This window comes from Streptomyces sp. NPDC052107 (assembly GCF_040680215.1).
In the GTDB taxonomy this organism is placed as follows: Bacteria; Actinomycetota; Actinomycetes; order Streptomycetales; family Streptomycetaceae; genus Streptomyces.
This window is the reverse complement of the sequence record NZ_JBFAWG010000034.1, coordinates 1-22,687: the sequence shown is the minus strand read 5'-3', so window position 1 is coordinate 22,687 and position 22,687 is coordinate 1. Positions and strand designations below refer to the sequence as shown.

Genomic DNA, 22,687 nt, shown 5'->3' with positions numbered 1-22,687 from the left:
GTCGAGCTTGGCGGGCACGGAGAAATCCAGCGATGAACTCCCTTTTCGCTGAGGTAAGTTCAGGCCCGACCAGTTGTCCAAGAGAGGAACGCTGTCTTGCGTATGCCTTACCGTCGTCTGACGACCGTTCTCGGGATAGCCGCGGCCTCCGCGTCGGTGTTCGTCCTCGGCATTGCCCCGGCACAGGCCGACGGCAACGTCTTCAGGGCCTACAACGCACTCACCTCGCCCACCGCGGAGACCGAGTTCGCCCAGGACGGCGAGATCCTCACCGCCCTGGACATGAAGAAGGACGGCCACGGCACCGCCGCGCAGTGGCGCTACAACTCGAGCTCGGCCACCCACTCGTACTACAACGGCAACGGCTACGCCGTCCCCAAGAACTGGGACCTCTCCTTCGCGGAGGGCGCCACCCTGCAGATCCGCGTCTGCCTGCAGGACACGTCCAACGGCACGCCGTACAGCTGCGGCGGCTGGGAGTACGCAAAGGCCTGACCGCCGGAAGACGGCGAAGGGGCGGGGCCTCGGGCTCGCCCCTTCGCGTTCGCACGGCAGCCCGGACGATGTCACCGGAGCATCCGTCGGCTCCGTGCGCAGGTGGCGGAGGCGTCGTCGAACTCGGCTACCTCAGGAGTGCGACAACTGCCCGGTGCCGCCTCGCCGGCGTATACGTTCCTGCTCGCGCAGGGCCGCGCGCTCCGCACGCCGGCGGGCGCGCCGCTCGCGGCGCAGTGCCCGGGCCGTGCTGCTCGGCTCGGAGACCACGCCGTACCGCTGGTTCCACACCTGGCGGGTCACCCACACGTCGACCACGGCCCAGGTGGCCACCACCGTGCTCGCCACACTGCTGATCACCATGGGGAAGGCCAGCCAGGACTCGGCCAGCGTGCACAGGAACGCCACCATCGCCTGGATCAGCGTCACCGCCATGATCAGAAGGGCCCGCACCGCCGCCGTACGCACCGGATCCGGCAGCGGGTGTCGCCGGGCCGGCTCCTCGACCCACAACGGCCGGTAGTACTCCTGCTGTTCGCCGGCGGACTCCCGGGCGCGTCCACGCGCCCGAATGTCGCGATCCGGTGCCTCCGGGCCCCGCCATGCCGCCGAGCGCTCCGCCACGCTCTCCTCGGGCGCTTCGCGCCACTCCGCCGTGCCCATCACCGCGTCCCTCCCCACCGCCGGCACGCCGCTCGCCCCGGTGTCACAAGACTCCGACTCCCCAGTGGCTGCCCGGCTTGCGCTGTTTTACGCCGCCCGGGTGCGGGATGCGGCTCCTGTAGCCCATTCCGCCCCCATTTCCCGTAGAGAAGGACGAACGACCTCGCCCGATGATTCCCGACCGGGGAAAAATTCCAGCCAACCGCCCGGTCAACTCATCACCGTCCGGCCGGGTGCGGGTGCCGGATCGCGGTGGCAATCTCCCGCAATGCCCGGACAACTCGCCATCTCTCGCCGCCGGAACGGAAGTTCACCCTCCGGACGTGTCTTCGAGTTAACTGTGAGGCGGTAGTAGGCTCGCGCCGTTTGTTGACGGACATGTGCCCCCGGCCGGCGGGGGTCGAGCTGGGGGAGGCCATGCGCTTTCGCGGGAAGTCGATCCGCCGGAAGATCGTGGCGCTGCTTCTCGTGCCGCTGGTGTCCCTGACCGTCATCTGGGGCTTCGCCACGGTACTCACAGGGCGAGAGGCCGCCCGGCTGTTCCAGGTGTCGGACGTGAAGCAGGACATCGGCTACCCCGCCGAGGACACGGTCCGCGTCCTCCAGCAGGAGAGGCGCCAGGCCCTCGTCTACCTCGCCGACCCGCGGGCCGCCGACGCCCTCTCCGCGCTTCAGCGCACGCGCGCCGCCACCGACCGGGCGATCGCCGAGATACGCAGGAACGCCGACGGCCATCACGTCTTCGACGGCCTGGACGTGGCGGACGACGAGCGTCTCACCGCCGTCCTCGACGTCTTCCAGGGCCTTGGCTCCCTGCGCCGCAGCGTCGAGCAGCGCACGGTCACCCGTGCCCAGGCCCTCGACCGCTACAACCACCTCGTCGATCCCTGCTACACGCTGCTCGCCTCCCTCGAAGGCATCGACGACGTCCAGCTGGACGCGCAGGCCCGCGCGCTGGTCGACATCAGCCGCGCCCGCGAGCTGCTGTCCCGCGAGGACGCCCTGCTCGGCTCCTCCCTCGTCGTCGGCCGGCTCACCCGCGACGAGACGCGGCACATCTCCGACCTCGTCGCCCAGCGCACCGTCCTCTATGACGTCAGCCTGCCGCTGCTGCCCGCCGCCGAGCGTGACCGCTACGCAGGCTTCTGGCAGAACGCCACCACCGACCCGCTGCGCACCGCCGAACAGACCGTTGTCCGCTCCGGCTCCGGCACTCCTCGCGGTGTCACCGCCCAGAGCTGGGACTCCGCGGCGGCCGGCGTCCTCGACCAACTCGGCACCCTTGACGACCAGGTGGGCGACCGTTTCCAGGACCGTACGCGCCCCGTGGCGACCGGCGTCATCCTGCAGGCGGTCTTCGCGGGCCTGCTCGGCCTGGTCGCGCTCGTGCTCTCCCTCTTCCTGTCGGTCCGGATCGGCCGCGCCCTCATCCGCGACCTGCGCCAGCTGCGCCTGGAGGCGCACGAGGCCTCCGGCGTCCGGCTGCCCAGCGTGATGCGCCGGCTGTCCGCGGGCGAGCAGGTCGACGTCGAGACCGAGGTGCCGCGCCTCGAGTACGACAAGAACGAGATGGGCGAGGTCGGCCAGGCCCTCAACACACTCCAGCGGGCCGCCGTCGAGGCCGCCGTCAAACAGGCCGAACTTCGCTCCGGTGTCTCCGAGGTCTTCGTCAACCTCGCCCGCCGCAGCCAGGTGCTGCTGCACAAGCAGCTCACGCTGCTCGACACCATGGAACGCCGCACGGAGGACACCGACGAACTCGCCGACCTCTTCCGCCTGGACCACCTCACCACCCGTATGCGCCGGCACGCGGAGGGCCTGGTGATCCTCTCCGGCGCCGCACCCTCCCGGCAGTGGCGCCGCCCGGTGCAGCTGATGGACGTCGTACGCGCCGCCGTCGCCGAGGTCGAGGACTACGAACGCGTCGAGGTACGGCGACTGCCCCGCGTCGCCGTCACCGGCCCGGCCGTCGCCGACCTGACCCACCTCGCGGCCGAACTCCTGGAGAACGCCACGGTCTTCTCGCCCCCGCACACCGCCGTCCAGGTCCTCGGCGAGCGGGTGGCCAACGGCTTCACGCTGGAGATCCACGACCGGGGTCTCGGCATGACCGCCGAGGCGCTGCTGGACGCCAACCTGCGCCTCGCCGAGACCCCCGAGTTCGAACTGTCCGACACCGACCGGCTCGGCCTGTTCGTGGTCAGCCGCCTCGCCCAGCGCCAGAACATCCGGGTCTCGCTCCAGCCCTCGCCCTACGGCGGCACCACAGCGGTCGTCTTCATCCCCGACGCGCTGCTGAGCGACGACGTACCGGACACCAACGGCCTCGGCTTCCGCCTCGACCGGGACCGCCCGGCGAAGGGGATCGGGCAGGCGGGGCGTGCCGCCGGACGGTCCGCGCCGGCGCAACTGCCCGGCGTGCCGACCCCACTGCTGGACGGCCCGATCGAGCTGGAGGTACCGGTGGACCTCGACGCCATCGACGACTACCCGGGCGTCCTGGGGGACGAGGACAGCGAGCGCGGCGGACTCTTCCGGCCCCGCCGCTCCCGCACCCGCGCCGACGACCAGGCGCCGTCCCCGTCCGCCGACCGCGTGCCGCTCGAAGAGGCCGGCGCCAGCGGACCCATACCGCTGCCGCGCAGGCAGACCCCCAAACTGGTCAGCTCGCACGGCAGGCCCGTCACCGACCAGCGCCCCCGCCGCGACGAACCGGACCAGCAGCCCTCCGCCGCCACCGGCCGCCCCGAGACGGGCGGACCGGCCCCACTGCCCGCCCACCGGCGCACCTCCGCCTCCCGCCGCCCCGCCCAACTCACCGACCGGGTCCAGCAAGGCGACGCGGCCCCCGCCGGCGACACCGGTGCGGCGCCTGACGTTCCTGCCCTGCCCCGGCGTACCCGGCCGCCCGAGCCCTCCGCCGGCGACACCGGTGCGGCGCCTGACGTTCCTGCCCTGCCCCGGCGTACCCGGCCGCCCGAGCCCTCCGCCGACGACGGCCCGGGTGCCACGGGCCGGTTCGGCACCGGCCCGGTCGAGCGCACCGGCGAGTTGTCCGGTCCAGGCGACGCCAGCGGCCACCCGGCCACCCATCCGGCCGGCGCATCGGGCAGCGAGCCGGCCGGACCCCTGCCCCGGCGCATACGTCAGGCCAGCCTCGCCCCGCAGCTCAAGCAGGACACCGCACGGCGCGCCGAGCGCGCGGCGCAGCCCGCCGACCGCGACGCCGAGGAGGTCCGCGGCCGGATGGCCTCGCTGCAGCGCGGCTGGCAGCGCGGCCGGGAGGAGAACGCCGGCGGCGACGCGGACCACAACGGCACAGCACAAGGAACGACTAAGGGGGACGGTCGATGACCGCACCGAAGGCGACCGGCCACACGACGACCGATGACGGGGGGCTCAACTGGCTCCTGGACGACCTGGTCGACCGGGTCGCCAGCATCCGCAAGGCCGTCGTCCTGTCCGGCGACGGGCTCCCGACGGGGGTGTCCAAGGACCTGACCCGCGAGGACGGCGAGCATCTCGCCGCCGTCGCATCCGGCTTCCACAGCCTCGCCAAGGGCGTGGGCCGCCACTTCGACGCGGGCGGCGTCCGGCAGACGGTGGTCGAGCTGGACGACGCCTTCCTGTTCGTCACCGCCGCCGGGGACGGCAGCTGCCTCGCCGTCCTGTCCGACGCCGACTCCGACGTCGGACAGGTTGCCTACGAGATGACGCTCCTGGTCAAGCGGGTCGGCGTACATCTGGGCACAACCCCGCGCACCGATCTGCCCGCAGGCGGGTAGTGGGATGTCATGAGCGCAGACGGTCAGGAAAGAAACCACTGGTTCGACGACGAGGCCGGACCGGTCGTCCGTCCGTACGCCATGACACGTGGCCGTACCACAAGTGCGGCCCAGCACCGGCTCGATCTGATCGCGGTGGTCGTCACGGAACCCCACGCGGGCGACCCGGAATCGGATCCGGCGCTGTCGCCCGAGCACGTGGAGATCGTCGGGCTCTGCCGCGGCGAACCGCAGTCGGTCGCCGAACTCTCCGCCGGCCTCGACCTGCCGATCGGCGTGGTGCGGGTGCTCATCGGCGACCTGGTGCACGCGGAACTCGTCCATGTCACGCGCCCGGTGCCACCGGCCGAGCTGCCGGACGAGAGCATTCTGCGCGACGTGATCAACGGCCTCAGGGCGCTGTGAGCCCGGTTCGGCAAGACCTCTCGAGCAGGAGAAGAAACCGATGATCCTCGGGCGTTCCGAGCGTGGCGAGCCCCCGGTCGAGCCCGTCACTCTCAAGATCCTGGTGGCCGGTGGCTTCGGTGTGGGCAAGACGACCCTCGTCGGCGCGGTCAGCGAGATCAGGCCGCTGCGTACCGAGGAATTGCTCAGCGAGGCCGGCCGCCCGGTCGACGACACCAGCGGTGTGGAGGCCAAGCACACCACCACCGTGGCCATGGACTTCGGCCGTATCACCCTGCGCGAGGACCTGGTGCTGTACCTCTTCGGCACGCCTGGGCAGGAACGGTTCTGGTTCATGTGGGACGAACTGTCCGAGGGTGCGCTCGGCGCCGTCGTCCTCGCCGACACACGGCGTCTCGAGGACTGCTTCGCCGCCGTCGACTACTTCGAGCGGCGTAACATCCCCTTCCTCGTCGGCGTCAACTGCTTCGAGGGAGCGGCCCGTCATCCGGCCGAGGCGGTCCGGCAGGCCCTCGACCTGGACGAGGGCGTACCCGTCCTGCTGTGCGACGCGCGTGACCGGGAGTCCGTCAAGGACGTGCTCATCGGAGTCGTCCAGCACGCGATGGACCACGCGGCCGACCGCCGCCAGGCCGCCCTCGGCTGACCCACGGGCACGGCCCGTACCCCCGCCGACCGGGGTACGGGCCGTGGTCCGGTGAGGAGCTCTCACGCGCGCGTGCCGCGGGAGGAGCCGGCCCTCACGCGCGCGTGCCGCGCACCGTCACGCGCCGTCCTCCTACAGCCAGCCGAAGCTCTTCTCCACGGCCTTGCGCCAGTTGCGGTACTCGCGGTCGCGTACCGACGGCTCCATCGCCGGTGTCCACTCCGCGTCCCGCTGCCAGTGCGTCTTCAGCTCGTCCAGGTCGTTCCACACGCCCGTCGCCAGCCCGGCCGCGTAGGCGGCGCCCAGGCAGGTCGTCTCCGACACCCGGGGCCGGATGACCGGGACGCCGAGCACATCCGCCTGGTGCTGCATGAGCAGGTTGTTCTTCGTCATGCCGCCGTCTACCTTCAGGGTGGTGATCCGCACCCCGGAGTCCTGGTACATGGCGTCCACGACCTCCCGGGTCTGCCAGCTCGTCGCCTCCAGCACCGCGCGCGCGAGATGGGCCTTCGTGACGTACCGGGTGAGGCCGGTGACGACACCGCGCGCGTCGGAGCGCCAGTACGGCGCGAACAGGCCGGAAAAAGCGGGCACGATATAGGCGCCGCCGTTGTCCTCGACGCTCCCCGCCAGCGTCTCGATCTCGTCGGCGCCGCTGATGATCCCGAGCTGGTCGCGGAACCACTGGACCAGCGCGCCCGTTATCGCTATGGACCCCTCCAGGCAGTACACCGGCGCCTCCCCGCCGATCTTGTAACCCATCGTCGTCAGCAGCCCGCTCTTGGACGGCACCGGCCGGGTGCCGGTGTTCAGCAGCAGGAAGCTGCCGGTGCCGTAGGTGTTCTTGGCGGTGCCCACGTCGTAGCAGGCCTGCCCGAAGACGGCGGCCTGCTGATCGCCCAGCGCGGAGGCCACGGGCACCCCGGCGAGCTGCCCGACCGCCGTGCCGTACACCTCCGCGGAGGACCTGATCTCGGGCAGCACCGCTTCGGGCACGTTCATGGCGGACAGGATGGCGGGATCCCACTGGAGGGTCGCCAGGTTCATCAGCATGGTGCGGCCGGCGTTCGTGACGTCGGTGACGTGCCGGCCGCCCTCGGTACCGCCGGTGAGGTTCCAGATCAGCCAGGAGTCGATCGTGCCGAAGGCGATCTCGCCGCCTTCGGCCCGCTCCCTCAGGCCGGGCACGTGGTCCAGCAGCCAGGCCGCCTTGGGCCCGGAGAAGTAGCTGGCCAGCGGCAGCCCGGTCTGCTCACGGAAGCGGTCCTGGCCGTCCGCGCCACCGAGTTCGCTGCACAGGGCGGCGGTGCGCGTGTCCTGCCAGACGATCGCGTTGTGCACCGGCTTGCCCGTGGCGCGGTCCCACAGGACGGTCGTCTCCCGCTGGTTGGTGATGCCGAGCGCGCTCAGCTGGTCGGCGCGCAGTCCGGCCTTGGCGAGCGCCCCGGCCACCACGGCCTGCACCTTGGACCAGATCTCGGTCGCGTCGTGTTCCACCCAGCCCGGCTTCGGGAAGATCTGGCGGTGCTCGCGCTGGTCGACGGCGACGATGGCGCCGCTGTGGTCGAAGACGATGCAGCGGCTTGACGTGGTGCCCTGGTCGATGGCGGCGACGTAGCTGTCGGCGGTGTCCGTCATGGCAGTCCCCTGGGTCGCTGGGTCGGGTCGCTGGTCAGAGGGGCGCGTGGGGGAGAGGAGGGCGGCGTACGGGGCCGGGGAGCACGCGTACGGGCCGGGAGTAGGTGTATGGGGCCGGACGTGACGTACGCGGGATCAGAAGGCCGCGTTGTAGACGGCGCCGGCGAGTGCCCCGCCGATCAGGGGCCCGATGACCGGTATCCAGGCGTAACCCCAGTCGGACGTGCCCTTGTTGGGGATCGGCAGGAAGGTGTGCACGATCCGCGGTCCCAGGTCGCGGGCCGGGTTGATGGCATAGCCGGTGGGCCCGCCGAGGGAGAGCCCGATGCCGACGACGAGCAGGGAGACGATCAGTACGGTGGTGCCGGACTCGCCGAGCCCCTTGGTCAGTCCGAACGCGAGGATCGGCAGCACGAGCGCGATGGTCGCGATGATCTCGGTGATGAGGTTGGCGACCGGGTTCTGGATCTCCGGGACGGTCGAGAAGATGCCGAGCGTCGGCACCGGTTCGTCCGCGGTGCCCTCCGTCGTGCCCTCCTTGCGGACGTTGGCCTGGAACTGGGCGAGGTAGACCAGATAGGCCAGTACGGCCCCGAGCATCGCGCCGACGAACTGGCCCAGCAGATACACCCAGACCTTGCCCCACTTGCCGGTGTCGATGGCGATGCCGATGGTGACCGCGGGGTTGAGCTGGCCGCCGGAGAGGGGAGCGGCGGTGTACGCGCCCGCGAGCACGCCGAAGCCCCAGCCGAACGCGATGACGACCCAGCCCGAGGCCCGCGCCTTGGAGTATCTGAGGGTGACGGCGGCGCAGACCCCGGCACCGAAGAGGATCAGGATCGCGGTGCCTATGACCTCGCCGACGAAGATGTCTCCGTTGCTCATGGCGGCTCCCTTGGCGCCGGTGGGGGCGTCAGCCCCGGCCCTCCGTGCAGGAACGTTCCGTTGGCGTCTTCAGCCGTAGGCAGGGAGCCCCGCGCCCCGCCCGGCGTCCGTGCCGAGCGTGCCGTCGCAGCCGTATCGCCAGGGAGGGACGGGCCGTGGAGCAGAACGGACCCGTGGCGCAGTGCGCCTGATAACGCCGAGAATGTACGGCGATGTCGGCTGACACCGGGAAGTGTTCACCGGTGTTCCGGGGGCGTCAAGGTTGCCGACGGCGACGGTGACGGCGACTCGCCCTGATCCCCGGCCGTGATCGTGCCGGCAACTCACTCGCCGCCCAGGTCACCGCTGCCGGGCCTCAACGGGGGTGTCCGGGCAGGTCGTTCACCACCCTGGCTCGATGGTCGCGTATCCCGTCTGCGCCGGCGCCGCCCCCGAGCCGCGCCGGACCTCGTGACCGGGCAGCCCGGCCCGGCCGAGCACCCAGCTCGCGCCCCGCAGCGCCTTGGCCGCCTGCTTCAGCGGAGCCAGCTGGGCGGCGGCCTGGCGGTGGTCGCCCACGCTTCCCGGCACGCACACCACGGTCGCGAGGGAGAGCGTGACCGACCGGTCGCCCGCCGACCAGGGCGCGTCGAGCAAGGCCGTGACCAGCGGGTCGAGCGCCTCCTCCTCGGCCAGCACCAGGAAGTCGTCCCCGCCGATGTGCCCCACGCGCGCGTGCCCCGAGGCCGCCTGCTGCAGCGCTCGCCCGACCGACCGGATCAGCTCGTCGCCCATGGCGAACCCTGCACCGTCGTTGACCTGCTTGAAGTGGTCGATGTCCAGCCAGCTGAGCGCGAATGTCCGGCCGTCCGCGATCCACCGGTCCACCTCGCTGGTGATCGCGTCCGAACCGGGCAGCCGGGTCAGCGGATTGAGCCCTGCGGCCTCCTCGACCCGGCTCTCGGCCAGGGCCCGCACCAGATCCGCGAGCCGTACGACGCCCACCCACCGGCCGTGCCGGTCGACCACCGCGACATCGTCGGAGGTCCGGTCCCGGCCACCGACCGCGACGACGTCCAGCACCTCCCAGGCGGTGGCGTCGACGCCGACCGTGCGGGGCGCGTCCCCCAGCTTGAAGGCCGGCCGGTCGGCGTACAGGGCATGCCCGTAGCGGCCGGACATCGACAGCAGGAAGCGGGAGCGGTGCACCGAGCGCACGGGCCGGCCGGCCTGGTCCACCAGCAGCACACCGGACACGTCCGGCGATCCGGTCAGCAGCGCCCGCACCTGCCCCGCCGAGGCGGTCACCGGCAGTACGGCGGCCGGGCGCACGAACTCCCGCACCGACGGCCCGGACCGGGGCACACCGACGGTGCCGGGGGAGCGGGGCGGAACGTATACGTCCGCGGCGGGGATCCGGGCAGGCGGCGCGAACAGCTCGCCCTGGCCCAGCTGCGCCCCGGCCGACAGCGCCGCCGCGTACTGCAGCTCGGTCTCCACGCCCTCCACAGCGACCAGGGCACCCAGTTCCTCGCACAGCGTCCGCATCGCCCGCACCGCGGCGGGCCGGGTCAGCAGCGAGGCGTCGAGTTTGACCAGGTCGGGGGAGAGGTCGGTGAGCAGCCGGAGCGGTACGTCGCCGTCCCCGATGCCGTCCGCGCTGATCCGGAAGCCCTGCTCGCGCAGCGCGGCCACGGCCTCCAGCAGGGCCCGCTGCGGCACGTGCGTGTAGGGCGGGACCACGTCCAGCGTCACCTCCCAGGGCAGGCGCCCGGCCGCGCGCACGGCGTCGTGCAGCGGGGTGAGGCCGCCGAGGTCGGCGAGGGTGGCCGCGAACACGTTGAGGTGCAGTGGCAGCAGGGTTTCCTTGTGCGTCGCGGCGCGGAGGGCCAACACCGTGAGTTTGGCGTCGAGTTCGGGGTCTCGGCGGGCCTCGGCCAGGATGTCACCGGTCTCCGGGCGGGCGAGCGTCTCCAGTGCGGTGACCGCGCCCGTCCTCAGGTTGACCACCGGCTGGAAGGCGAAGCGGAGAGTATCCGTCCAGGAGTGCACGGGAGCATGATGGCGCTGCCCGCGTGCGCCCAGGCGCAGTTCATGAGACGTTCACGCAGGATTCCGGGCTGATCACACAGCGTGGAAAACATCTGTGGCCTCTGGTGTCGTATGCCACCTTTTCATGCCGCCACCTCACCCTGAGCGCCGGTGCCGTCACCTCACCGCGATCACCGACGATCCGTGCCCGAAGAGCCCCTGGTTGGCGGAGATCCCCATGCGCGCGCCGGCGATCTGCCGGTCGCCCGCCGTGCCTCTCAACTGCCAGGTCAGCTCGCAGACCTGGGCGATGGCCTGGGCCGGCACCGCCTCCCCGAAGGAGGCGAGGCCGCCACTGGCGTTGACGGGTATACGGCCGCCCGGGGCTGTCGCGCCCTCCCGGAGGAGCTTCGCGCCCTCTCCCTCCCCGCACAGTCCCAGGTCCTCGTACCACTGCAGTTCCAGTGCGGTGGACAGGTCGTAGACCTCGGCCAGGGAAAGGTCGCCGGGACCGACGCCGGCCTCCTCGTAGGCGGCCCTTGCGATGGAGGCCCGGAAGGTCTCGTCATGCGCGCCCACCGCCCCGGCGGAGTCCGTGGCGATGTCCGGCAGGTCCAGCACCGTGTTCGGGAAGCGCGGGGTCACCGTCGACACCGCCCGGATCCGCACCGGCCGGGTCACCCCGTGCCGGTGTGCGAACTCCATGCTGGAGAGCACCAGGGCCGCCCCGCCGTCGGAGGTGGCGCAGATGTCGAGCAGCCGCAGCGGATCGGCGACCACCGCGGAAGCGGCGACCTCCTCGGCGGTGACCCGCTTGCGGTAGCGGGCGTACGGGTTGAGCGCGCCCATAGTGGCGTTCTTCACCTTGACCAGGGCGAAGTCCTCCGGTGTGTCCCCGTGCACCGCCATCCGCCGCCGCGCGTACAGCCCGAAGTACGCCGGATTGGTCGCTCCCAGGACCCGGAAGCGCAGCCAGTCCGGATCGTCCGGCCGGTCGCCGCCCGCCGGCCGGAAGAACCCCTTGGGCGCCGCGTCCGCCCCCACCACGAGCACGACGTCCGCGAGCCCGGCGAGTATCTGTGCCCGGGCCGTGGCGATCGCCTGCGCCCCGGAGGCGCACGCCGCGTACACACTGGCGACCCTGGCCCCCTGCCAGCCCAGGGCCTTGGCGAAGGTCGCTCCCGCCACATATCCGGGATACCCGCCACGCACCGTGTCGGCGCCCACGACCGAGCCGACATCGCGCCAGTCGACACCGGCGTCCGCGAGCGCCGCGCGGGCCGCCGCCGTCCCGTACTCCACGAAGGAGCGGCCCCACTTGCCCCATGGGTGCATGCCCGCACCGAGCACCGCCACGTCCCTCGTCACGCCCTCACCCCCGTCGGCCGCCAGTGCCAGGTCGTCCAGGTCGTCTCCGCGTCCTCGTGCAGCACTCCGGGGACGACCTCCACCTCCATGCCCACCGTCAGATCGGCGACGGTTACCCCGGGAGCCGCCTGTCCCAGCACCACGATCCGCTCGGCCTCCAGCTCCACAGCGATCAACGCGTACGGCTCCCACGGACGTTCCGGATCGCTCACATAGGGTGACGGCGGACGGTATCGGCTGTCCGTGTACGACCAGACGCGCCCGCTCCGTGACAGGGGCACCTCTTCCAGGGAGCCGCCGTCGCAACGCGGATTGCGGCAGTGGACGTCCTCGCGCGGGAAGAACACCGTGGCGCAGGACGAGCAGCGGGTTCCCAGGAGCCGGAAGCCGTCTCCCTCGCCGGCGAACCATCCGTCGATCACGGGTGTGGGTGTGTGCGGCAAAGGCCCTCCCCAGCAAGTTTCTGACGATGTGTCAGGAGTGTGTCACGGGCACCCGGAAATGGGCAGGGCGTCGGGGTGAATCGCATCCGATCGCTTCCCGGCCGCGACGCGGACCTGATAGATGCAGGAGACATGACACGACTCACCAGTGCAGTCCGCGGTCTCGTCACCACCTTCGCCGCCCTGCTGGCCGTGACCACCGCCCCCGCCACCGCCGGGGCGACGACGGAGCCCAAGGCGCCGAAGGACTTCGTGGCCCTGAGGACCGTGGATCCGACGATCGTCCAGGAGATGCGCTACTTCACCCCGCACAACTTCGTCGGAGAGCGCATCGACGGCTACGAGCAGCCGATGTGCATCCTCACCCGCCCCGCCGCCGAAGCCCTGCACAAGGCGCAGCTCACCCTGCTGCGCGAGGGCTACACCCTCAAGGTGTACGACTGCTACCGGCCGCAGCGGGCCGTGAACCACTTCGTGCGCTGGGCCAAGGACCTCGACGACCAGGCGATGAAGGGCGAGTTCTACCCGAACGTCGACAAGCCCCGGCTGTTCGCGGACGGTTACATCGCCGAGAAATCCGGCCACAGCCGCGGCTCGACCATGGACCTCACGATCGTGAAGCTCCCCGCGAGGCCGACCCGGCCCTACCACCCCGGGCAGCCGCTCGTGCCATGCTACGCGCCCAAGGATGAGCGTTTCCCCGACAACTCCGTCGACATGGGCACCGGATTCGACTGCTTCGACACCCTCGCGCACACGCTCGACCCGCGCGTCCAGGGTGAACAGCGCGCCAACCGCCTGCTGCTCAAGACCACCCTGGAGAGCCTCGGATTCGTGAACCTCGCCGAGGAGTGGTGGCACTACACGTACAAGCCCGAGCCCTACCCGGACACCTATTTCGACTTCCCCGTGTCCTCGAAGTCGCTCGTCGGCGGCCAGTGAGCAACCTGCGGAAGATGTCCCTCCTCTGATCGGATACAGTCCGCGCGTGTCCGAAACTCAGCACTCAACTGACAACTCCGCACCGGACTCGCACTGTTCGAGTTGCGGAGCGCCCTATGGAGAGGGCGTTTCCGGCTGGCCGCGCACCTGCCCGTCCTGCGGGGCCGTCGCCTACCGCAATCCGCTGCCGGTGGCGATCGCGCTCCAGCCCGTGTACGACACCAAGGGCACGGCCCTGGTCGTCATCACCCGGACCGTCGCCCCCGCGCGCGGGGGCACGGCACTGCCCGGCGGCTACATCGACGACCGGGAGGACTGGAAGCAGGCCGTCGTACGCGAGCTCAAGGAGGAGACCGGCATCGACGCGGCCGCCCGGGACGTGCGGCTCATGGACGCCATGAGCTCGCCCGACGGTCACCTGCTGCTGTTCGGACTCCTCCCGGAGCGCCCGGTGGAAGGGCTCCCGCCCGCCGACCCGACGGACGAGACCGAGGGCTGGCAGCTGCTGCGCAGGCCCGAGGAACTCGCCTTCCCGCTGCACACCGTGGCGGTACGGGCCTGGTTCGAGGGCCGGTACGTCTGAACGGCGCGGCTCAGCCGAGCCCCCGCACCCGCACCGGGTAGGGGGGCTCGGCGGAACCGTCCTCCCGCCCCCGGGTGACGACCACCCGAGGGCCCTGCCGGCGGGCGACGTAGCGTTCGATCTCCGGCTCGTCCCACGCGCCGCCCGCGTCCGGCACGACCAGACCGCCGCCCGTCCGGCCACGCGCGGGCGCCCACACCTCCAGTTCGAGGCCGCCGTCGGCGCCGCGCGCCGGGACGACCGCACCCGCGCGCGCGAACACCGGTATCCGCGACAGCGGCGCGTCGACGAGCACCTGCGCCGGCCCCTCGTACGCCTCCTCCGTCACCGTGTCGTACCAGCGGCCCCGCGGCAGCTGCACCGCCCGCCGGTCGGCACCCGGATCCAGCACCGGAGCCACCAGCAGAGCATCCCCGAGCAGAAACGTGTCCTCGCAGTCGCGCAGCGCCCGGTCCTCCGGCGCCCCCCACCACAGCGGCCGCACATAGGGCGCGCCGGTGCGCCGCGCCAGATGCGCCAGCGTCATGAAGTACGGCAGCAGCCGCCGCCGTTCGAGCAGCGCCACGCGCGCGTGATCCAGCACCTCGGCGCCGAACTCCCAGGGCTCCCGGCGACCCGCCCGCAGACTCGCGTGGGTGCGGAACAGCGGCAGATACGCGCCGAGCTGGAACCACCTGAGATACAGCTCCGCCGACGGACTGCCGTCGAAACCGCCCACGTCCGGGCCCGAGTACGGCACCCCGCACAAGCCGAGCCCCAGCACCAGCGACAGCGAGGCCCGCAGCCCGGGCCAGCCGGTCGCCACGTCCCCCGACCAGGTGCCCCCGTACCGCTGCATCCCCGCCCAGCCCGATCGGGAGAACAGGAAGGGCCGCTCCCCGGGTGACAGCTCGCGCAGCCCCTCGTAGCCGGCCCGGGCCATGCAGAGCGCGTACACGTTGTGCGCCTCCCGATGGTCGCCCCCGCGCCCTTCCAGGGCGTGCCGGGCCGACCGCGGCAGGGTGAGCTCCCCGAAGGCGTTGAACGACGTCGGCTCGTTCATGTCGTGCCAGAACCCGGCGAAGCCCTGCCTGAGGCGCTCCTCGTACAGTCCGCCCCACCACTTGCGCACGCGCGCGTGAGTGAAGTCCGGATAGACCGACTCCCCGGCCCACACCACACCGCGCACCGTCCGCCCGGAGGCGTCCCGCACGAACGCGTCGACGGCCGAACCGCTGTCGTACACGGCGTTGCCCGGCGCCGCCTTCACGGCCGGGTCGACGATCGACACCAGTCGGACTCCGTCCCGGCGCAGCTCCTCGGCGAGCTGCGGCAGCTTCGGGAACCGCTCCCGGTCGACGGTGAACACCTGGTGGTCGTCGTAGTGGTCGATGTCCAGATGCACGGCGTCCAGCGGCAGCCCGCGCTCCTGGTATCCAGCGACGATCCGGCGGACCTCCTGTTCGCTGCCGAAGCCCCACCGCGCGTGCTGGTGGCCCAGCGCCCATGCCGGCGGCAGCGCGGGTGCCCCGGTCAGCGAGGCCCAGGTGTGCAGCACGCGCGCGGGGGTGCCCACTATCACCCAGCAGCGCAGCGGACCGCCGTCCATCCGCAGCTCGCAGCGTCCCGCCCGGTCGTGCCCGGAGCCGGCGCCCTCCTCGCCCTCGCGCAGCACGACCGTGCCGTCCCACGTGGTGTCGTGGAACACCAGATGCGTGCCGGCGTCGGCCACCACGAGCTGCACCGGCATGGTCACGTACAGCGGATCGTCGCCGGGGCCGAACGCCCGGCCGGGATCGGTGTTCCACAGCCGGTACGTGCCGTCCCGCAGCCGAGGCCCCGACGCCCGGCCGCCCAGCCCGAAGAAGCGCGCGTCCGCCGCCACCTCCGACCGCTGCATCCAGCGCGCCGTGCCCCCGCCGACCGGCTCCCACCAGCGCGGCGGCAGATCCCGTCGCAGGGTGACACCGCCGGGCGTGCACACCTCCACCGCGCCGTGCCGTGAGACGGTGACCGTCACCCGCTCGGCGACCACCCGCCAGCCACCGTCCTTGTCCGGCTCCAGCACCGCGCGCGGATCCGGCTCCGGACGGCTCGCCGCGAGCGCGTACGACGGCTGCGGACCCGCGCCGTCCCAGCCCCAGAACACCGCCCCGTTCAACGCGACGGTGATCCGCAGCTCGGACCGGCCGAACCGGATCAGCCCGCCGCCCGGCCCCGGCTCCACGTCCTCCACCTGCCCCGGGACCCGTGCCCGCTCGGCTCCCCGGCGCGGCAGCCCGGCGGCGTCGATCCGCCGCCTGCGCCACGCCGCCCGAACGGTACGCAACCCCCGACCCGCCCATCCCGCACCGACCACACTCACCGAACGCACCAGGTCACGACCGTCCATGCTGCTCACCCTGCCATTGAGCACCCCACGCGCGCGTGTCGTTCAACTGCCGTTCACCCGTGCCGGGACCACATCTTCACGACACCGACTATGTGGGGCGCACCCTGGTGTAGAAGTCGATCACATGGCATCGTCCCTGTCAGCCGCGTCACGCGCACACCCCAGCACGTGCGCGGACCGACGCACACGACGCGCACAGCCCGGGAGCCGCCCCATGTCGACCGCGAACCCCCAGCCGCTCTGGCAGCCCGATCCCGAGCGGATCGCCCAGGCACGCATCACCCAGTTCCAGGCATGGGCCGCCGAGCACCACGGCGCCCCGGCCGACGGCGGCTACCCCGCCCTGTACCAGTGGTCCGTCGACCACCTGGAGACGTTCTGGGAAGCCGTCACCGAGTGGTTCGACGTCCGCTTCTCGACGCCCTACGCGCGCGTGCTCGGTGACCGCGCGATGCCCGGCGCCCAGTGGTTCCCCGGAGCCACCCTCAACTACGCCGAGCACGCCCTGCGCGCCGCGGCCGACCGCGCGGACGAACCGGCCCTGCTGTACGTCGACGAGACCCATGAGCCGCGCCCGGTGACCTGGTCCGAGCTGCGTCGGCAGGTCGGCTCCCTCGCCGCCGAACTCCGCGCCCTGGGCGTCCGCCCCGGCGACCGCGTCAGCGGCTATCTGCCCAACATCCCGCAGGCCGTCGTCGCCCTGCTCGCCACGGCCGCCGTCGGGGCCGTCTGGACCTCCTGCGCCCCCGACTTCGGCGCCCGCAGCGTCCTGGACCGCTTCCAGCAGGTCGAACCCGTAGTCCTGTTCACCGTCGACGGCTACCGCTACGGCGGCAAGGAGCACGACCGCCGCGAGATCGTCGCCGAACTGCGCCGCGAGCTGCCCACCGTGCGCGCCGTCGTGCACATCCCGCTGCTCGGCACCGAGGCACCCGAGGGGGCCCTGGAGTGGTCGGCGCTGACGGTCGGGGACACCGAGCCCGTCTTCGAGCAGGTCCCCTTCGACCACCCGCTGTGGGTGCTCTACTCCTCCGGCACCACCGGCCTGCCCAAGGCCATCGTCCAGTCCCAGGGCGGCATCCTGGTCGAACACCTCAAGCAGCTGGGCCTGCACTGCGACCTCGGCCCCGAGGACCGGTTCTTCTGGTACACCTCGACCGGCTGGATGATGTGGAACTTCCTCGTATCCGGCCTGCTCACAGGCACGACGATCGTCCTGTACGACGGCAGCCCCGGCTACCCGGACACGGGCGCCCAATGGCGGGTCGCCGAACGCACGGGCGCCACCCTCTACGGCACCTCCGCCGCTTATGTCATGGCCTGCCGCAAGGCCGGCGTCCACCCCGCGCGCGACTACGACCTGTCCGCGGTGAAGTGCGTCGCCACCACCGGCTCGCCGCTGCCGCCCGACGGCTTCCGCTGGCTGCACGACGAGGTCCGCGAGGACCTGTGGATCGCCTCCGTCAGCGGCGGCACCGACGTCTGCTCCTGCTTCGCCGGCGGCGTACCGACCCTCCCGGTGTACACCGGCGAACTCCAGGCACCCGGTCTCGGCACCGACCTGCAGGCCTGGGACCCGAGCGGCAAGCCCGTCATCGGCGAGGTCGGCGAGCTGGTCGTCACCAACCCGATGCCCTCCATGCCGATCCACTTCTGGAACGACCCCGACGGCAGCCGCTACCACGACAGCTACTTCGACACCTATCCCGGCGTCTGGCGGCACGGCGACTGGATCACGGTCACCTCACGGGGCACCGTGATCATCCACGGCCGCTCCGACTCCACCCTCAACCGGCAGGGCGTGCGCATGGGCTCGGCCGACATCTACGAGGTCGTCGAGCGCCTGCCCGAGATCAGGGAGTCCCTCGTCATCGGCATCGAGCAGCCCGACGGCGGCTACTGGATGCCGTTGTTCGTGCACCTCGCGCCTGGCGCCGTCCTCGACGAGGCGCTCCTGAACCGGATCAAGCGGACCATCCGCGAACAGCTCTCGCCGCGCCACGTACCCGACGAGGTCATCGAGGTACCGGGCGTCCCGCACACCCTCACCGGCAAGCGCATCGAGGTGCCCGTCAAGCGCCTCCTGCAGGGCACGCCCCTGGAGAAGGCGGTCAATCCGGGCTCCATCGACGACCTCTCCTTGCTCGGCTTCTACGAGGAAATCGCCCGCAAGCGCGCCTGACCCCGGGTGGATCACCCCCCGTAGGTGACCTCGGACTCGCCCAGCACAGCGGCGAAGTCCGAGGCCAGCCGAACGGCGTCGGCGGGCTCCAGCCCGGCGGCCGTGAACCGCACCCCCGGCCCGGAGGCCAGGCGGAACCGTGCCCCCGCCGCCACCCACCAGCCGTACGACCGCAGCCCGTTCACCACCGCCGACTCGTCGCGCACGGGCACCCACAGGTTCATCCCGCTCGCACCGTGCGAGGCGACGCCGCGTGCGGCCAGCTCGTCGGCCAGCGCCGCGCGCCGCTGCGCGTACGTCTCACGCGCGCGTGCCACCAACGCGCGCGTGCCCTCGTCCGTCATCAGCCCGAGCACGGTCTCCTGCAGCAGGTGACTTCCTGGGAACTCTCCCTCGCCCTCGCGCCGGACACCGCGCAGGGCGCCTACCTCGGTGTGCACGGCCTCGCCCAGTCCGGCCAGCGCGGCCTCGGCCCACTCGCCGTCACCGCCGCCATCGCCACCGGCCCCCTCGGCTGGACCGTCTTCGGCGCCACCATCGCCCTGACCTGCGCACTCCAGCACCGACTGGTCCGCGACCGCCTCCAGCGAAGCCCGTTGTCAGTGTCGCCGGTTACGGTGAGTGAGCACTGATCGACCGCGCACTTTGGGGGAAACATGGCGCACACCGACCACCAGACCATGCGACGCGTCCTGCGCCGAGAGATCGCCGGCACCATCGGCCTGCTCACCGACGTACACGACTTCCGCGCCATGCGGCGCTACCGCAGCTTCACCTTCGACGACCACGCGACCTACCTGAAGCAGGTCGAGGCCGTCCTCAAGGCCCGCGCCGCCCAGGGCACCCACACCACACTCGCCCTGTTCGACCCCGAGGACTACGCCGCCTACTGCGCGGAAGCCGGCCTCGACCCGGAAGCCCCGACCAGCCGGACCCGCTTCACCGCGGAACTGGCGTCCACCGGCCCCACCATCCCCTACGACGGCCGACCCCTCGCCACACTCGTACCCGCCCTCGTCGACGAAGCCGTACGACAGGCGACCTGGGAGTACGCCACCATCCTGCTGTCCCGCCTCGGACCCTGTCCCACCTGCGGTGAGGACATCGGCAGGGCGGCCTTCACCCGCGCCTCCGACCTCCTGGTCCGCATCCTCGACACCGCCCCGCCGGGCGACCGGCACCTGGTGTGCAGCGTCTCCGGACCACCGGACACCCTCGTCTCCGTCCTGAACGGCGACCGGGACAGCGACGGCGGAATCCGCCTCGACGAGGCCGAGGCCCTCGAATTCACCAGCGTCCTCGCACTCGGCCTCGCGACCCGGAGCCCCGGCGGACTCGTCCTGCGCGCCAGCGCCCCGGACACCGCCGACCGCGTCTACGGCTGGCGACTGCGCTCCGGCGGCCTCGAACCCCTCACCGCCTCCGAGGTGTTCGACGCCTACTGCACCGACGTCGAATCCGGCGACATCATCTCCCCGGAACCCGGCGTCGACTACTGCTCACCCCCCGACCTCGGGGACGAGACCACGGCACCCGGCCACCGGCACTGACCGAACCGCCGCGCCGAAGGCGCTGACCGGACCGGAAGCGCGCCGAACGCACCAGGGGCGCCCCCCCGAAGGCGGGACGCCCCTGCACCCGGCACACGCGCCGCGCCGCCGGTACGGCTACTCGCCGGAGAGCACTGCCTGAGCCGCGCTGCGCGCCTCCTCGGCGCTGTCCGCGGCACGCGCGGCCGCCGCGGCACGCTCGCACTGCGCCAGCGTGTACTTCGCCAGCGTCGCCCGGACATAAGGAATCGACGCCGCGCCCATGGACAGGGAGGTGACGCCCAGACCGGTCAGCACACAGGCCAGCAGCGGGTCGGACGCGGCCTCACCACACACACCACAGCTCTTGCCCTCGGCCTTGGCCGCCTCGGCGGACAGCGTGACCAGGTCGAGCAGCGCCGGCTGCCACGGGTCCTGGAGCCGGGACACCGCACCCACCTGCCGGTCGGCCGCGAAGGTGTACTGCGCGAGGTCGTTGGTCCCGAGCGACAGGAACTCGACCTCCTGCAGAATCGACCGCGCCCGCAGCGCGGCCGACGGGATCTCCACCATCGCGCCGAACTTCGCCCGCAGCCCCGCCTCACGGCAGGCGTCGGCGAACGCCTTCGCGTCCGCACGGTCCGCCACCATGGGCGCCATGACCTCGAGATAGACCGGCAGCCCCTCGGCGGCCTTCGCCAGCGCGGTCAGCTGCGTGCGCAGGATCTCGGGGTGGTCCAGCAGCGTCCGCAGACCCCGCACGCCCAGCGCCGGGTTCGGCTCGTCGGACGGAGTCAGGAAGTCCAGCGGCTTGTCGGCGCCGGCGTCGAGCACGCGCACGACCACACGACCCTCGGGGAACGCCTCCAGCACCTGCCGGTAGGCCTCCACCTGCTTCTCCTCGGAAGGAGCGTTCTTGCTGTCGTCCAGGAACAGGAACTCGGTACGGAACAGACCGACACCCTCGGCCCCGGCCTCCACGGCGGCCGGCACGTCCGCCGGACCACCCACGTTGGCCAGGAGCGGTACCTTGTGCCCGTCCGCGGTCGCACCCGGCCCGGTCGAGGCGGCCAGCGCGGCCTTGCGCTCTGCGGCCGCGGCCTCCAGCTGCGCCTTCTTCTCCTCGCTCGGGTTCACGAAGATGTCGCCGGTGCTGCCGTCCACGGCGATCACCGTGCCCTCGGCCAGCTCACCGGCACCCGGCAGCGCCACGACCGCCGGCACACCCAGCGCCCGCGCCAGGATCGCGCTGTGACTGGTCGGTCCTCCCTCCTCGGTCACGAAACCGAGGACCAGCGAGGGATCCAGCAGCGCGGTGTCAGCGGGAGCCAGGTCCCGCGCCACCAGCACATAGGGCTGGTCGCTGTCCGGGACACCCGGCATCGGAACGCCCAGCAGTCGGGCGACGATACGATTCCGCACATCATCGAGGTCGGCCACGCGACCGGCGAGGTACTCACCCGCACCGGCCAGCAGCTCCCGGTACGCCGCGAACGCGTCGTACACCGCACGCTCGGCCGTACTGCCGACGGCGATCCGCCGGTCCACGTCCGCCATCAGCTCGGGGTCCTGGGCCATCATGGCCTGCGCCTCGAGCACGGCCTGGGCCTCGCCCCCCGCCAGATTGCCGCGCGCCATCAGATCGGCGGCCACGGCGTCCACGGCCTGGCGGGCGCGCCCCTGCTCACGCTCGGCTTCCTCCGCGGGGATCTGCTTGGCGGGCGGCTCCAGCACCGCCGTACCCATGTGCCGAACCTCGCCGATGGCCACGCCATGGCTCACGCCGACGCCTCGCAGCGTTGTCTCCATCTCACCCGTCTCCGATAGTGCGGCGGGTCCCGCCGCCGCGGTGGTTGTCCTGATCGCGGTCCGACGACGGCACTGTCGTCAGTTCCAGGCGAAGAGGCTGTCGCCGGCCTTCACGTCTCCGCTGTCACGGAGGTCGGAGAGGGACTCGGCCGTGGCTTCGAGGGCGACGACGGGGCAGACCGGGGACTTGCCGGCGGCCTCGACCGCGGAGGGGTTCCAGCGCACGATGGCCTGGCCGCGCGTCACGGTGTCGCCCTTGTTCACGAGCAGCTCGAAGCCCTCGCCGTTGAGCTGCACAGTGTCGATGCCGAGGTGGGTGAGCACGCCGTGCCCACTCTCGTCCACCACGACGAATGCGTGCGGGTGCAGGGAGACGATGACGCCGTCCACGGGCGCCACGGCCTCGGAGGGCTCACGCACGGGGTCGATCGCGGTGCCCGGGCCGACCATGGCCCCGGAGAAGACCGGATCCGGCACTTCGGCCAGTCCGATGGCCCGTCCAGCGAGCGGGGACGTCACGGTGGTCATGGGAGGCCTCCCAGGGAGTGGAGCTGCTTACGGGCCGTCACCGCCTGTCCCGGACGGCGCTGGGAGCAGCGTATGTCAGATGAAGTGGCGGTTCCGTATGGAAGCTATCAGCTAGTGGTCTAGACCACCAACCCCGTGGATTTGCACGGCCTTCGAGGCTCCGTGTACAGTCGTACTCCTGCTTGGGGCGGAGCGCCGCGAGAGCGGCCTTGCTCAGCAGAACCCAAACTCGTCAGATCCTATCCCTGGATCCGCTTCTGCATGTCCGCAGAGCGGTGGTCAGGGAGACGGAAAAACCCTGGTAGAGTTTGAAACACCGAAGGGAAGCGCCCGGAGGAAAGCCCGAGAGGGTGAGTACAAAGGAAGCGACCGTTCCTTGAGAACTCAACAGCGTGCCAAAAATCA

The 22,687-nt window shown here is 71.7% G+C and carries 20 protein-coding genes; 10 read left to right on the top strand and 10 right to left on the bottom strand.

Annotation, left to right across the window (positions count from 1 at the left end; genetic code table 11):
- Nucleotides 1-102: 102 nt before the first annotated feature.
- Nucleotides 103-495, top strand: coding sequence for a hypothetical protein (locus tag AB0M27_RS28915; RefSeq protein WP_365725684.1), 393 nt, complete (start codon nt 103-105; stop codon nt 493-495).
- 132 nt (nt 496-627) lie between these two features.
- Here the strand turns inward: AB0M27_RS28915 and AB0M27_RS28910 are convergent, their stop codons facing one another.
- Nucleotides 628-1,158 (bottom strand): hypothetical protein, encoded by a 531-nt coding sequence (locus AB0M27_RS28910; RefSeq protein WP_365725682.1) that lies wholly within the window; start codon nt 1,156-1,158, stop codon nt 628-630.
- A 417-nt stretch (nt 1,159-1,575) separates the two neighbouring features.
- Here AB0M27_RS28910 and AB0M27_RS28905 point away from each other — a divergent pair, with 417 nt between their 5' ends.
- Genes AB0M27_RS28905 through AB0M27_RS28890 form a run of 4 tightly spaced genes read left to right on the top strand, consistent with a single transcriptional unit; the run spans nt 1,576 to nt 5,994 of the window.
- On the top strand, nt 1,576-4,512 hold the full coding sequence (locus tag AB0M27_RS28905; RefSeq protein WP_365725678.1) for a nitrate- and nitrite sensing domain-containing protein: 2,937 nt from the start codon (nt 1,576-1,578) through the stop codon (nt 4,510-4,512).
- Nucleotides 4,509-4,943: a roadblock/LC7 domain-containing protein gene (locus AB0M27_RS28900; RefSeq protein WP_365725676.1), complete on the top strand. Its 435-nt coding sequence runs from the start codon at nt 4,509-4,511 to the stop codon at nt 4,941-4,943. Before AB0M27_RS28905 ends, AB0M27_RS28900 begins: the two co-directional genes overlap by 4 nt.
- 9 nt (nt 4,944-4,952) lie before the next feature.
- Nucleotides 4,953-5,348, top strand: a complete 396-nt coding sequence (locus AB0M27_RS28895) for a DUF742 domain-containing protein (RefSeq protein ID WP_365725674.1) — start codon at nt 4,953-4,955, stop codon at nt 5,346-5,348.
- A gap of 40 nt (nt 5,349-5,388) precedes the next feature.
- The gene (locus tag AB0M27_RS28890) at nt 5,389-5,994 is read left to right on the top strand and encodes an ATP/GTP-binding protein (RefSeq protein ID WP_365725672.1); all 606 of its coding nucleotides are present in this window, start codon (nt 5,389-5,391) and stop codon (nt 5,992-5,994) included.
- Nucleotides 5,995-6,126: 132 nt separating this feature from the next.
- Here the strand turns inward: AB0M27_RS28890 and glpK are convergent, their stop codons facing one another.
- The 5 genes from glpK to AB0M27_RS28865 all read right to left on the bottom strand — a co-directional run bounded on the left by glpK (nt 6,127) and on the right by AB0M27_RS28865 (nt 12,317).
- Nucleotides 6,127-7,632, bottom strand: a complete 1,506-nt coding sequence (glpK, locus tag AB0M27_RS28885; protein WP_365725670.1) for a glycerol kinase GlpK — start codon at nt 7,630-7,632, stop codon at nt 6,127-6,129.
- Nucleotides 7,633-7,767: 135 nt separating this feature from the next.
- On the bottom strand, nt 7,768-8,517 hold the full coding sequence (locus tag AB0M27_RS28880; protein WP_365725669.1) for an MIP/aquaporin family protein: 750 nt from the start codon (nt 8,515-8,517) through the stop codon (nt 7,768-7,770).
- 381 nt (nt 8,518-8,898) lie between these two features.
- A complete protein-coding gene (locus tag AB0M27_RS28875; RefSeq protein ID WP_365725667.1) occupies nt 8,899-10,548 on the bottom strand; it encodes a GGDEF domain-containing protein in 1,650 nt (549 codons plus the stop codon).
- Nucleotides 10,549-10,704: 156 nt separating this feature from the next.
- Entirely contained in the window at nt 10,705-11,895 is a 1,191-nt protein-coding gene (locus AB0M27_RS28870) for a lipid-transfer protein (RefSeq protein ID WP_365725665.1), read from the bottom strand.
- Nucleotides 11,892-12,317, bottom strand: a complete 426-nt coding sequence (locus AB0M27_RS28865; protein WP_365725664.1) for a zinc ribbon domain-containing protein — start codon at nt 12,315-12,317, stop codon at nt 11,892-11,894. Before AB0M27_RS28865 ends, AB0M27_RS28870 begins: the two co-directional genes overlap by 4 nt.
- A gap of 153 nt (nt 12,318-12,470) precedes the next feature.
- On the opposite strand from AB0M27_RS28865, the gene AB0M27_RS28860 reads away from it, so the two are divergent.
- Together AB0M27_RS28860 and AB0M27_RS28855 are read left to right on the top strand one after the other, a co-directional pair.
- Complete coding sequence (locus AB0M27_RS28860; RefSeq protein WP_365725662.1) at nt 12,471-13,280, top strand: M15 family metallopeptidase; 810 nt, start codon at nt 12,471-12,473, stop codon at nt 13,278-13,280.
- Between the two features lie 46 nt (nt 13,281-13,326).
- Nucleotides 13,327-13,863 (top strand): NUDIX domain-containing protein, encoded by a 537-nt coding sequence (locus tag AB0M27_RS28855; RefSeq protein ID WP_365725660.1) that lies wholly within the window; start codon nt 13,327-13,329, stop codon nt 13,861-13,863.
- 10 nt (nt 13,864-13,873) lie between these two features.
- Here the strand turns inward: AB0M27_RS28855 and AB0M27_RS28850 are convergent, their stop codons facing one another.
- On the bottom strand, nt 13,874-16,234 hold the full coding sequence (locus AB0M27_RS28850) for a glycoside hydrolase family 31 protein (protein ID WP_365725658.1): 2,361 nt from the start codon (nt 16,232-16,234) through the stop codon (nt 13,874-13,876).
- Nucleotides 16,235-16,448: 214 nt separating this feature from the next.
- Between AB0M27_RS28850 and AB0M27_RS28845 the strand changes: the two genes are divergently transcribed.
- Nucleotides 16,449-18,416 carry an acetoacetate--CoA ligase gene (locus AB0M27_RS28845; RefSeq protein ID WP_365725656.1) on the top strand — a complete coding sequence of 656 codons (1,968 nt, stop codon included), beginning with the start codon at nt 16,449-16,451 and terminating at the stop codon, nt 18,414-18,416.
- Between the two features lie 11 nt (nt 18,417-18,427).
- On the opposite strand, the gene AB0M27_RS28840 is transcribed toward AB0M27_RS28845, so the two are convergent.
- Nucleotides 18,428-18,772 carry a hypothetical protein gene (locus AB0M27_RS28840; RefSeq protein WP_365725654.1) on the bottom strand — a complete coding sequence of 115 codons (345 nt, stop codon included), beginning with the start codon at nt 18,770-18,772 and terminating at the stop codon, nt 18,428-18,430.
- Nucleotides 18,773-18,787: 15 nt separating this feature from the next.
- Between AB0M27_RS28840 and AB0M27_RS28835 the strand changes: the two genes are divergently transcribed.
- Together AB0M27_RS28835 and AB0M27_RS28830 are read left to right on the top strand one after the other, a co-directional pair.
- Entirely contained in the window at nt 18,788-19,048 is a 261-nt protein-coding gene (locus tag AB0M27_RS28835) for a hypothetical protein (RefSeq protein ID WP_365725652.1), read from the top strand.
- 24 nt (nt 19,049-19,072) lie between these two features.
- Nucleotides 19,073-19,966, top strand: coding sequence for a hypothetical protein (locus tag AB0M27_RS28830; protein WP_365725650.1), 894 nt, complete (start codon nt 19,073-19,075; stop codon nt 19,964-19,966).
- Between the two features lie 117 nt (nt 19,967-20,083).
- On the opposite strand, the gene ptsP is transcribed toward AB0M27_RS28830, so the two are convergent.
- Nucleotides 20,084-21,754: a phosphoenolpyruvate--protein phosphotransferase gene (gene ptsP / locus AB0M27_RS28825; RefSeq protein ID WP_365725648.1), complete on the bottom strand. Its 1,671-nt coding sequence runs from the start codon at nt 21,752-21,754 to the stop codon at nt 20,084-20,086.
- A gap of 78 nt (nt 21,755-21,832) precedes the next feature.
- On the bottom strand, nt 21,833-22,282 hold the full coding sequence (locus AB0M27_RS28820) for a PTS glucose transporter subunit IIA (RefSeq protein WP_055705222.1): 450 nt from the start codon (nt 22,280-22,282) through the stop codon (nt 21,833-21,835).
- Between the last annotated feature and the right edge of the window lie 405 nt (nt 22,283-22,687).